This is a genomic window from Nonomuraea sp. NPDC049725 (assembly GCF_040674795.1).
In the GTDB taxonomy this organism is placed as follows: Bacteria; Actinomycetota; Actinomycetes; order Streptosporangiales; family Streptosporangiaceae; genus Nonomuraea; species Nonomuraea ceibae.
In genome coordinates this window covers 64318-75068 of the sequence record NZ_JBFANJ010000028.1, presented here as the reverse complement: position 1 = coordinate 75068, position 10751 = coordinate 64318, and the positions used below count along the sequence as shown (strand labels likewise).

Here is a 10751-nt window from a genome sequence, read left to right as displayed (position 1 = left end):
TTGCTGATCGCGCCGGTGACGTTTCTGGTGTGTGAGCGGCTGGCGGTTTCTGCGGTGCCGTTTTTGATCGCGGAGGCGATGGCGTCCAACATCGGCGGGGCGGCGACGTTGGTGGGTGATCCGCCGAACATCATCATCGCCAGCCGGGGCGGGCTCAGTTTCAACGACTTCCTGGTGCACATGGCGCCGATGGTGGTCGTCTTGATGGCGGTGTTCGTCGAATTGTGCTGGCTGATGTTCGGGCGGACGTTCCGCCATGATCCGGAGCGGGCGGCGGCGGTGATGGCGCTGGACGAGAACGAGGCCATCGGTGACCGGCGGCTGCTGTGGCAGTCGCTCACCGTGCTGGGCCTGGTCATGGCGGCGTTCGTGCTGCACCCGGTCCTGCACTACGAGCCCTCGATCGTCGCCCTGCTGGGCGCGGGTGTCCTCGTCGCCGCTACCAAGATCACGACTGAGCAGGCCATCGCCGAGGTGGAATGGCCCACGCTCGTCTTCTTCGCCGGACTGTTCGTCATGGTCGGCGCGCTGGTCGAGACCGGCGTCATCGCGCAGCTGTCCGAGGCAGCCGTGGACGCCACCGCCGGGCAGCTGGAGCTGGCCACGATGGGCCTGCTGGGCGCGTCCGCCGTGCTGTCGGCGATCGTGGACAACATCCCGTACGTCGCCACCATGAGCCCCATCGTCGCCGAGCTGGTCCAGGCCGGCGACGGGCCGACGCAGGTGCTGTGGTGGGCGCTGGCCTTCGGCGCCGACCTCGGCGGCAACGCCACCGCCGTGGGGGCGGCGGCCAACGTCGTCGTCCTCGGCATCGCCGCCCGCAACGGCACGCCGATCAGCTTCTGGCAGTTCACCAAGTACGGCCTGATCACGGCCACGGTGACCGTCGCGCTCGTCGCGCCGTACCTGTGGCTGCGCTACCTGGCGTGAGGCGGCCCGCTCGGCTGGGGCCGGGCGGCGGCGGCGAGGTCGGCGTCCTCCAGGATCCCGCAGGCGTCGGGCACCAGGACGGCCACCGAATAGTAGGCGCTGACCAGGTACGACATGATCGCCTGGGAGTCGACGCCCATGAACCGGACGTTCAGGCCGGGCTCGTGCTCCTCCGGCAGGCCCACCTGGTGCAGGCCCACGACCCCCTGGTCGTCCTCGCCGGTGCGCATCGCCACGATCGAGCTGGTGCCGCGCTCGCTGACCGGGATCTTGTCGCACGGGAAGATCGGGATCCCGCGCCAGGCGGGCACCGCGTGGCCGTCGACGTCGGCGCTGTCCGGCACCAGGCCGCGCCTGTTGCACTCGCGCAGGAACGCCGCGATCGCCCGCGGGTGGGCGAGCAGCAGGCGCGTCCCGCGGCGCATGCTGATCAGGTCGTCCAGGTCGTCGGGCGTGGGCGGCCCCGACCGCGGCCGGATCCGCTGGCCGTAGTCGGTGGCGTGCAGCAGCCCGAAGTCGCGGTTGTTGAGCAGCTCCCACTCCTGGCGCTCGCGGACCTCCTGCACGGTCAGCCGGAGCTGCTCCTGGAACTGGTTCATCGGCCCGTTGTAGAGGTCGGCGACCCGGGTGTGCACGCGCAGGACCGTCTGCGACACGCTCAGCTCGTACTCGCGCGGGCGCAGCTCGTAGTCGACGAACGTGCCGCCGAGCACCGGCTCGCCGGTGTGCCCGGCGGCGATGTCGAGCGCCGCCTCGCCGCGCCGGTTGACCGGCCTGCTGGCGAGCTCCGCGAACCGTCCGACGTGCTCGCGCAGCGCCGCCGACCGGCCGGAGATCCGCCGCAGGTCGGTCTTCCGCGACACCAGGATCGTGCTCGCCGTGGCCGCCCGGATCGTGTACGGCCAGCGCGCGTCGTCCTGGCTAAGCAGCTCGTCGCCGAACTGGTCGCCGTCGCCGATCACGCCACGGTGCTGCGCGGAGCCGTACGGGCCGGTGGAGAGCCGGTCCAGGCGGCCGTGCGCGATCACGTAGAGCTCGCTGACGGGCGCGCCCGCCTCGACGACGACCTCGCCGGGCCGCACGTCGCGCTGCCGGAACGTCGCGGCGATCGTGTCCAGCACGCCGGTGTCGGCGAAGCCGCGCAGCACCGGGATCTCCGTCAGCGTCTCGGGGACGATCCGTACGTCGTCGGCGCCGGTGTGCGTGATGCCCACGCGCCCGCGCCCGACGGCGTGCGTCAGCCGGCGGTTGACCCGGTACGTGCCGCCCGCCACGTCGACCCACGGCAACCGGCGCAGCAGCCAGCGGGACGTGATCGCCCGCATCTGCGGACGGGTCTTGGTGGTCGTGGCCAGGTTGCGCGCGGCCTGGGTGTCCAGGCTCAGCCGCGGCTCCGTGGTCATGGTTCCTCGCAATCACCGATCCGGACCGTTCGCTCACTGAACGTAATCAGCTCGCCACTCTCTGTAGAGTGGCGTGACGGCGAGGGAATGCTGGCGGCCCGCAACGACGATCTAGCGTCTGGCCGCCCACACCGTCCGGGTGGTGCGCACCTCCAGGTCGTCGCGCTCGCCGATGCCGTCGAGCACGGCGTCGAGCGCGGCGAGGGAGGCGGCGTCGAGCGTGCCGTCGAGGCCGTGGCGCATGCGCCGCAGCGACCGTTCGGCGTAGCGGCCGGCCGAGGCGGGCAGCGGGTGCGTCAGCCGCACGTCGAAGACCCGTTCCGCCTCGACGGTGAAGCCGGCCGAGGCCAGGCGCGGCCCCCAGTCGTCGCCGAAGTGCGGCAGCGCTTCGGCCCGGCGCCGGTCCAGGATCGCGTGGCAGCGCTCCTCCAGGCCGGCGTGCTCCTGGGGCAGGAAGCGCGGGAATCCGGCCGTCTCCGCGGCGATCAGCAGCCCGCCGGGCCGCAGCGCGGCGTGCGCCTCGGCCAGGACGCGGCCGGGGTCGGCCAGGTGGTGCAGGGACGCCGACGCCCACACCAGGTCGACCTCGCCGACCGGCGGCCAGCCCTTGTCGAGGTCCGCCTGAAGGGTGCGGACCCGGCCCGCCAGCCCGCGCTCGCGGGCTCGCCCCTCCAGGTGGCGCAGCATCGGCTCCGACTGGTCCAGCGCGATCGCCTCGGCGTCGCCGAAGCGCTCCAGCAGAGCGAACGTGCCGGTTCCGGTGCCGCTGCCCAGGTCGAGCAGGCGGTGCGGCGGCCGGTCGGCGGTCAGGTCGCGGACCCAGGCGGTCACGTCGGACAGGTAGGAGTGCAGGACCTCGCCGTCGAGGTCGAGGATCTCGGCCAGCGAGTGGTCGTCGTGGTGGTGATGGTTCGCCATGCCGCCGACTCTAGGCACTGCTTGCGCGTGCGGCATACGGTCTTGCGTACGAAGCAAGAAAGAGGCGTCCGCCCAGGCCGACGGCGCAGCAATCTGCGGCCTTCGGGGTGATTCTTGTCCCGATGCGCGGATAGTGCTGGCGCTCGCTTGGGACGGCACCGGGAACCTCCCCGTTACGTGACGAAGGAGGACACCTTGGCCGGCAAACGCACGACCAGGAACGGCAGGAAGGCCGACAGCCAGCCGTGGCCGCACCTGAACGGGGTGCAGATCCAGGAGTACGGCACGGTCCGGATGTTCCCGCTGGGCCTGTCGTACGACGCCCGCATGTACTCGTGCCAGCGCCTCAACCAGATCCTGGCCGACACCCAGATCCTGTACGCCCTGTACAAGAAGCACCACTGGCTGATGCGCGGCCCCACCTTCTACCAGCTCCACCTGCTGCTGGACAAGCACGCCGAGGAGCAGAACAAGCTCGTCGACCTGATCGCCGAACGGGTGCAGACGCTCGGCGGCGTGGCCGTCGGCGACCCGCGCCACGTCGCCGAGATCACCGTGGTGCCGCGCCCGCCGGACGGCGCCGAAGAGGTGCCCGCGATGCTGACGCGCCTGATCGAGGCGCACGAGACGATCCTCGTCGCCGCCCACGACGCCGCCGCCCGGACGGCCGAGATGGGCGACGACGGCACCAACGACCTGCTGGTCTCCGACGTCATCCGCACCGGCGAGCTGCAGACCTGGTTCCTGATCGAGCATCTGGTCGACACCCCGCTGGTCGAGCCGCCGCCGGGAGACTGACGCGGGTGAGCGCGGACCTCCCGGACCGGCTCGCCCGGCACGCCGCGCCGGCCGGGTTCACCGGCGCGTCCATCTACGTGGCGGACCCGTGGCAGCGCTTCCTCGTGCCGCTGCCGGGCCAGCGGGACGCGTCGGGGGCGGTGCTCGAGCCGCTGGGCGTCGACGACAGCGTGGCGGGCCTGGCCTTCCGCGGCATGGAGCTGGTCCGGTCGGGCGTCTCGGCGGCCGGGGAGCAGGTGTGGGCGCCGCTGCTCGACGGCACGCAGCGGATCGGCGTGCTCGGCCTGACCGTGCCGCTGTTCGACGCCGCCGCCGAACGGCGCGTCCGGCGGCTGGCCGCCCTGCTCGCCACGCTGGTGGCGGGCAGGCGGCAGCCCGGCGGCCACCAGGTGTGGCGCCCGCTGCCGGTCCGGGCCTTCGCCGGCGAGCGGGTGCTGGTCAGCGCGGCGCTGGAGCCCGCCTACGTGGTCGGCGGCGACGCCTTCGACCAGGCGGTCACCGGCGACGTCCTGCATCTGGCGATCTTCGACGCGATGGGGCACGACACCTCCGCCGGCCTGACCGCGGCGATCGCCATGGGCTGCTACCGCGACACCCGCCGCCGAGGCGCCGACCTGTGCGCCGCCGCCGAGGCGATCGACGCGGCGATCGCCGACCGGTTCGCCCGCACCCGGTTCGCCACCGGCGTGCTGGCCGCCCTCGACACCGCGACCGGCGAGCTGACCTGGGTCAACCGCGGCCACCACCCGCCGATGGTGCTGCGCCGAGGCCGGGTCGCGGCCACGCTGGAGACGCTGCCCGACCCGCCGATGGGCTTCCGGCTGGGCGCCGAGGCGGGCCCGTCACGCTTCAGGCTCGAACCCGGCGACCGGCTCGTCCTCTACACCGACGGCGTCGTCGAGGCCAAGAGCCCCGCCGGGGAGCCGTACGGGCTGGAGCGTCTCACCGAGTTCATCCTTTGCCGCGAGGCCGACGGCGTGAGCGCCCCGGAGACGCTGCGCCGCCTGATCCGGGCGATCCTCGACCACCAGGACGGCCAGCTCCAGGACGACGCCACCGTCCTGCTGGTCGAATGGCGGACGCTGCCGCGCCGCCACCCTCGCGGCGCACGCCTCTGAGTGGAACGGCACGTGCCGTGTTGACATGCTGTCCGGCATCCGCCCAGAATGAGCCAGCTCTCCCGAGATTCAGGAAGAAGGCCGTGTTCGATTCCCCCGTTCCCGCCGTCGAGGTGGCGGACCTCACCCAGCGCTTCGGGTCCGCGGTCGCCGTCGACCGGCTCAGCCTGAGCGTCCCGCCCGGGATGTTCTACGGCGTCGTCGGCCCGAACGGCGCCGGCAAGACCACCACCCTCATGGCCGTGTGCGGCCTGCGCGAGCCGACGTCCGGCACGATCAGGATCGCCGGCCACGACCTGCGCACCGAGCGCGAGGCCGCCCTCGCCCAGCTCGGCGTCATGATGGACGGGCTGTCGCTGCCCGAGCGGCTGACCGGCGCCGAGGTCCTGCGCTACAGCGCCGGGCTGCGCGGCCTGGACGACGGCTGGCAGGCCCGCGCGGGCGACCTGCTGGAGATCCTCGGCCTGGACGCGGTCCCGCGCACGCTGATCGTGGAGTACTCCACCGGCATGCGCAAGAAGATCAATCTCGCGCTCGCGATGCTGCACCGGCCGCGCGTCCTCGTGCTGGACGAGCCGTTCGAAGCCATCGACCCGGTCTCGGCCCACTCCATCGAGCAGGTGCTCAAGCAGTACGTCGAGGGGGGCGGCACCGTGCTCCTGTCGAGCCACATCATGGACTTCGTCGAACGCAACTGCCGCCGGGTGGCCGTGGTCGCCGGTGGGCGGGTGCTGGTCGAAGGGCCGACCGAGGAGGTGGCTGCCGGCTCGACGCTGAACGAGCGCTTCATCGAGCTGGTCGGCGCCGACCCGGTGCGCCCGCTGGAGTGGCTGCGATGACGGGCGCCCTGTTCGCGCTCAAGCTGCGCCTGCTGCGCAACGGCCCGCACAACGAGCGGGCCTTCAGCCTGGTCACCGGCCTGGTCCTGGCCGCCCTGGTGGTCGCGGGCTCGGCGCCGGCCGCCCGTGGCGTGATCCACGAGGGCTGGATCGCGGTGGCGCTCACCGTGTGGGGCGGCATGTGGGTGTTCGGGCCGCTGGCCCAGCCGCGCCACGACCCCTCGGTCATCTCGCGCGAGTGGCTGCGCGGCTATCCGCTGCGGCCCGGGCGGCTGGCGCGCGCGCTGTCCTGGACGGAGCTGCTCGGCGTGGGCCCGTTGATCACCCTGGCGTGCCTGGCGTCCCTGGTGGTGCTGGCGGCGCCGGGCGGCCCCGCGGCGGCGGCGATCGCCACGCTGGCCGCCGCCGCCCAGCTCTACCTGCTGATCTGGGCGGGCAAGACGGTGGCGGCGCTGGCCGCCTGGCTGCTGCAGACCCGGGCCGGGATGAGCCTGGCGGCGCTGCAGACCGCGATCATGCTCGCGCTGTCGTTCGCCGGATGGGTGCCGATCGCCGCCTGGCTGCTGCCGCGGCTCGGTGAGGGGGACACCGCGCTCGTCATCCCCACGTTCGGGCATCTGCCCGCGCCCGTGATCGACGCGCTCACCGCCCTGCCCACCGGCTGGGGTTATGGCGTGGCGGTCGCCGTGCGTGACGGCGCCGGCTTCGGCGAGGTCGCGGCGCCGCTGGCGGGGCTGCTGGCCTGGGGCGTCCTGCTGCAGGCGGGCTGGATCGCGCTGACGGCGCGGGCGCTGCGCCGGCCGCCCCGCCGGGCGGTCCCGCGACGGCCGGCCGCGCCGGGCCGCCCGCTGCCGCTGCCCGGCGCCGGCCCGCAGGTGGCGGCGGTCGTCTCGCGGGAGCTGGCCACCTGGCTGCGCGACCCGGCGCGCGGGGTGGAGCTGCGCAGCGCCTGGCTGACACCGCTGCTGATGGCGGCCGTCATCGCGCTCACCGACTGGAGCTGGGCCCTGCCCCTGGTGGGGCCCGCGGCGGCGGTGTTCGGCGCGATGGTCGCGATCAACACCTACGCCCTGGACGGCACGGCCCTGTGGCAGCTCCTCACCACCCCGGACGCGCTCCGGGCGGACGTGCGCGGGCGCATGGCGGCGTGGGCCCTGCTGTTCGGCGTCCCGTCGGTGGCGCTGGCGGCCGTGCTGTGGGCCGTGACCGGCTCGCCCCTGGGCGGTGCCGCGCTCGGCGGCGCCGTCACGGCCGCCGCAGCTGGCTGCGCGGCGGCGCCGCTGCTCGCGCTCGTGATGCCGGCCGTGGGCGCCGACGCCCGCGATCGCGTCCATCCCGGCCAGCAGGCGGGCGATCCGACCGGCGGCCAGATGACGATCTTCCCGGTGGTCCTGGCGGCCGCCGCCGTGCCCGGCGTCGCCGGCGCGCTCGCCGGCGGCCCGGGGTGGGTGGCCGCCGCCGTCCTCCTGGCCGGTGCTCTCCTCTACGCCACCCCGGTGCTCACCGTGCGCCTGCTCCACCGGCGCGGCCCCGGCCTCCTGGACGCGATGGCCTCGCGCGACGCCGCCGTGCTCCGCCCGGCCGCACTCAAGGCCGAGCGGTAGCGGCCGCCGGGCTCGTCACTGGACGGCCTTGATCACCGCGTCCGCGATGGCGCGCGGGCTCACCCCGAAGTGCTCCCGCGCCGCCTCCCGCGTGTCGGACAGGCCGAAGCCGTCGGTGCCGAGCGACGTCCACGGGCGGCCGATCCACGGGTGGATCTGGTCCGGCACCGCCCGCATCCAGTCGCTCACCGCGATCACCGGCCCCTGCGCGTCCGCCATCGCCCGCTGCAGGTACGGCACGCCGTCGGCGGCCATCGCGTCGCGCCGCAGCTCGCTCCAGGAGGTCACCGACCACACGTCCACGCCCAGCCCGTACTCCTCCTTCAGCAGCCGCTGCGCCTCCAGCGCCCAGTGGATCGCGGTGCCGCTGGCCAGCAGGTGGGCCCGCCCGCCGCCCTCGGAGCAGCGGTAGACGCCCCTGAGGATGCCCTCCTCGACGCCCTCCGGCATCGCCGGCTGGGGCAGCGGCTCGTTGTAGAGCGTGAGGTAGTAGAACACGTCCTCGCCCGCCGGCCCGTACATCCTGCGCAGCCCCTCCCGGACGATCACGGCCACCTCGTAGCCGAACGCCGGGTCGTAGGCCAGGCACGCCGGGTTGGCCGAGGCGAGCAGCTGCGAGTGGCCGTCGGCGTGCTGCAGCCCCTCGCCCGTCATCGTGGTGCGCCCGGCCGTCGCGCCGACGAGGAAGCCGCGGCCGAGCTGGTCGGCCAGCGCCCACATCTGGTCGCCGGTCCGCTGCCAGCCGAACATCGAGTAGAAGATGTAGAACGGGATCATCGCCTCGCCATGGGTGGCGTAGCTGGAGGCCGCGGCGGTGAACGACGCCATCGACCCGGCCTCGGTGATGCCCTCGATGAGGATCTGCCCGTCGACCGCCTCCTTGTAGGCCAGCAGCAGCTCCCGGTCGACCGCGTCGTAGCGCTGGCCGAGCGGCGAGTAGATCTTCGCGGTGGGGAAGAGCGACTCCATGCCGAACGTCCTGGCCTCGTCGGGCACGATCGGCACCCACCGGCGGCCGGTCTCCGGGTCCTTCATCAGCTCCTTGACCAGGCGCACGAACGCCATCGTGGTGGCGATCCGCCCGCCCCCCTTGGCCGCCGCCTGGAAGGGCCGCTCCGCGGGCGGGGGCAGCGGCGCGTACGAGACGGTCCGGCGCGGGATCGGGCCGCCGAGCGCGGCCCGCCGCTCGGCCAGGTAGCGCGCCTCCGCCGAGCCGGGGCCGGGGTGCAGGTACGGCGGCAAGTCGCCGCTCAGCGCCTCGTCCGGGACGGGCAGGCCGAGCCGGTCGCGCATGGCGGCGAACTCGTCCTGGGTGAGCTTCTTCATCTGGTGGTTGGCGTTGCGCGCCTCGACCCCGGCGCCGAGCGTCCAGCCCTTCACCGTCTGCACCAGCACCACCGTGGGCGCGCCCCGGTGGTCGAGCGCCGCCCGGTAGGCGGCGTGCACCTTGCGCGGCTCGTGCCCGGCCCGCGACCCGCCGACGATCGCGCGCAGCTGGTCGTCGCTGTAGGGCGCGGCGACGGCCTCCAGCCCGGCGAACAGGCTCTGCCTGATGTACGCGCCGGTCGAGGCCGCGTACGTCTGGAACTGGCCGTCCGGCACGGCGGAGAGCCTGGCCACCAGCTCGTCCGAGCCCAGCAGCCCGTCCCAGTCGCGGCCCCACAGCGCCTTGACCACGTGCCAGCCCGCGCCCCTGAACACGCTCTCCAGCTCCTGCACGACGCTGGTGTTGCCGCGTACGGGCCCGTCGAGGCGCTGCAGGTTGCAGTTGACGACGAAGGTGAGGTTGTCCAGCCCCTCGCGGGCGGCCAGGGTGAGCGCGGCGGTGGCCTCCGGCTCGTCCATCTCCCCGTCGCCGAGGAACGCCCACACGTGGCTGCGCGAGGTGTCCTTGATCCCCCGGTTCAGCAGGTAGCGGTTGAACCGCGCCTGGTAGACGGCGTTGAGCGGGCCCAGGCCCATCGACACCGTGGGGAACTGCCAGAAGCCGGGCATCGCCCGCGGATGCGGGTAGGAGGGCAGCCCGCCCGCGGTCTCCCGCCTGAACAGGTCGAGCTGCGCCTCGCTCAGCCGACCCTCCAGGAACGCGCGCGCGTACACGCCGGGGGAGGCGTGGCCCTGGAAGTAGACCTGGTCGTCGGCGCCGTGGAAGAAGTGGTTGAACCCGACCTCGTACAGCCAGGCGGCCGAGGCGTAGGTGGCCATGTGGCCGCCGAGGCCGAGCACGCTGCCCCGGGTGACCATGGCCGCCGCGTTCCACCGGTCGTAGGCGGCGATGCGCTCCTCCAGCTCCAGGTCGCCCGGGTAGGCGGGCTCCCGCTCGGTGGGCACGGTGTTGAGCGGGCGCGTGCCGGTGGCGAGCCTGCGCAGCAGGAACTCGGCGCGCTCGTCACCGGCGGCCCGGCGCACCGCCTCCAGCGACTCCAGCCACTCCGCGGTCTCCTGAGGGTCCAGATCTCTCTCCATGCCTCCATTAAACACCCTATGATCGATCATCCGGTCTATGATGGTCGGATGAATCCGGTCGAACGGTCCCCGCTCCGCGACGAGATCCGCCAGGTGCTGCTGGACGGCCTGATCGACGGCCGGTGGGAGCCCGGCGACCGCATCGTCGAGCGCCGCCTCGCCACCGAGCTCCAGGTCAGCCAGGCCCCGGTCCGCGAGGCGCTGCGCGAGCTGGAGGCACTGCGGCTGATCGAGACGGTTCCCAACCGGGGCGCCCGCGTGCGCGCGTTCACCGCCGCCGACCTGCGCGAGGTCTACCAGGTCAGGGCCTGCCTGGAGGAGAAGGCCGCCACGCTCGGCCGCCCCGACGCCGACGCGCTGGAGCTCCACCTGACCCGGCTGCACGAGGCCGCGACCGCCGGCTCGCTCACCGGCCAGGTGCGGCACAGCGTCGCCTTCCACCGCGAGATCGTCGCCGCCTCGGGCAACGCCGTGCTCGTGTCGGTGTGGGAGTCCCTGGGCATCGAGGTGTGGACCCACCTGTCGATCCGCCTGTTCAGGGTGCGGCTGCACGAGAACGCGGCCGACCACGGGCCGATCGTCGAGGCGTTCCGGCGCGGCGACCCGGCCGTGGGCCGCCTGCTGCACGACCACGTCCTCGGCTACGCCCCTCCGCAGCCATAAGCCCCAGCGGAG

General features: G+C 73.6%; 9 protein-coding genes. 6 read left to right on the top strand and 3 right to left on the bottom strand.

Annotation, left to right across the window (positions count from 1 at the left end; all coding sequences use genetic code 11):
• Positions 1-15: 15 nt before the first annotated feature.
• The gene (locus tag AB0J53_RS43025) at positions 16-930 is read left to right on the top strand and encodes an SLC13 family permease (protein WP_364183585.1); all 915 of its coding nucleotides are present in this window, start codon (positions 16-18) and stop codon (positions 928-930) included.
• On the opposite strand, the gene AB0J53_RS43020 is transcribed toward AB0J53_RS43025, so the two are convergent.
• Complete coding sequence (locus AB0J53_RS43020) at positions 918-2333, bottom strand: family 2B encapsulin nanocompartment shell protein (protein WP_364183576.1); 1416 nt, start codon at positions 2331-2333, stop codon at positions 918-920. The genes AB0J53_RS43025 and AB0J53_RS43020 overlap by 13 nt on opposite strands.
• 111 nt (positions 2334-2444) lie before the next feature.
• Positions 2445-3251: a class I SAM-dependent methyltransferase gene (locus tag AB0J53_RS43015; protein ID WP_364183573.1), complete on the bottom strand. Its 807-nt coding sequence runs from the start codon at positions 3249-3251 to the stop codon at positions 2445-2447.
• 195 nt (positions 3252-3446) lie between these two features.
• On the opposite strand from AB0J53_RS43015, the gene AB0J53_RS43010 reads away from it, so the two are divergent.
• From AB0J53_RS43010 to AB0J53_RS42995, 4 genes are all read left to right on the top strand, one after another.
• Entirely contained in the window at positions 3447-4049 is a 603-nt protein-coding gene (locus tag AB0J53_RS43010; RefSeq protein WP_364183570.1) for a DNA starvation/stationary phase protection protein, read from the top strand.
• Positions 4050-4054: 5 nt separating this feature from the next.
• Positions 4055-5167, top strand: coding sequence for a PP2C family protein-serine/threonine phosphatase (locus AB0J53_RS43005; protein WP_364183567.1), 1113 nt, complete (start codon positions 4055-4057; stop codon positions 5165-5167).
• A gap of 83 nt (positions 5168-5250) precedes the next feature.
• The gene (locus AB0J53_RS43000; RefSeq protein WP_364183564.1) at positions 5251-6006 is read left to right on the top strand and encodes an ABC transporter ATP-binding protein; all 756 of its coding nucleotides are present in this window, start codon (positions 5251-5253) and stop codon (positions 6004-6006) included.
• Positions 6003-7610 (top strand): hypothetical protein, encoded by a 1608-nt coding sequence (locus tag AB0J53_RS42995; protein ID WP_364183562.1) that lies wholly within the window; start codon positions 6003-6005, stop codon positions 7608-7610. The genes AB0J53_RS43000 and AB0J53_RS42995 overlap by 4 nt, the downstream gene beginning before the upstream one ends.
• A gap of 15 nt (positions 7611-7625) precedes the next feature.
• Here the strand turns inward: AB0J53_RS42995 and aceE are convergent, their stop codons facing one another.
• Positions 7626-10076, bottom strand: a complete 2451-nt coding sequence (gene aceE, locus AB0J53_RS42990; RefSeq protein ID WP_364183559.1) for a pyruvate dehydrogenase (acetyl-transferring), homodimeric type — start codon at positions 10074-10076, stop codon at positions 7626-7628.
• A gap of 48 nt (positions 10077-10124) precedes the next feature.
• On the opposite strand from aceE, the gene AB0J53_RS42985 reads away from it, so the two are divergent.
• Positions 10125-10739 (top strand): GntR family transcriptional regulator, encoded by a 615-nt coding sequence (locus AB0J53_RS42985; protein ID WP_364183557.1) that lies wholly within the window; start codon positions 10125-10127, stop codon positions 10737-10739.
• The last annotated feature ends 12 nt before the right edge of the window (positions 10740-10751 follow it).

What these genes read in the sequence shown, in the direction of transcription:
- aceE (WP_364183559.1), bottom strand. Translation starts at nt 10,076, where the DNA reads ATGGAGAGAGATCTGGACCCTCAGGAGACCGCGGAGTGGCTGGAGTCG.
- AB0J53_RS42995 (WP_364183562.1), top strand. Translation starts at nt 6,003, where the DNA reads ATGACGGGCGCCCTGTTCGCGCTCAAGCTGCGCCTGCTGCGCAACGGC.
- AB0J53_RS43015 (WP_364183573.1), bottom strand. Translation starts at nt 3,251, where the DNA reads ATGGCGAACCATCACCACCACGACGACCACTCGCTGGCCGAGATCCTC.
- AB0J53_RS42985 (WP_364183557.1), top strand. Translation starts at nt 10,125, where the DNA reads ATGAATCCGGTCGAACGGTCCCCGCTCCGCGACGAGATCCGCCAGGTG.
- AB0J53_RS43020 (WP_364183576.1), bottom strand. Translation starts at nt 2,333, where the DNA reads ATGACCACGGAGCCGCGGCTGAGCCTGGACACCCAGGCCGCGCGCAAC.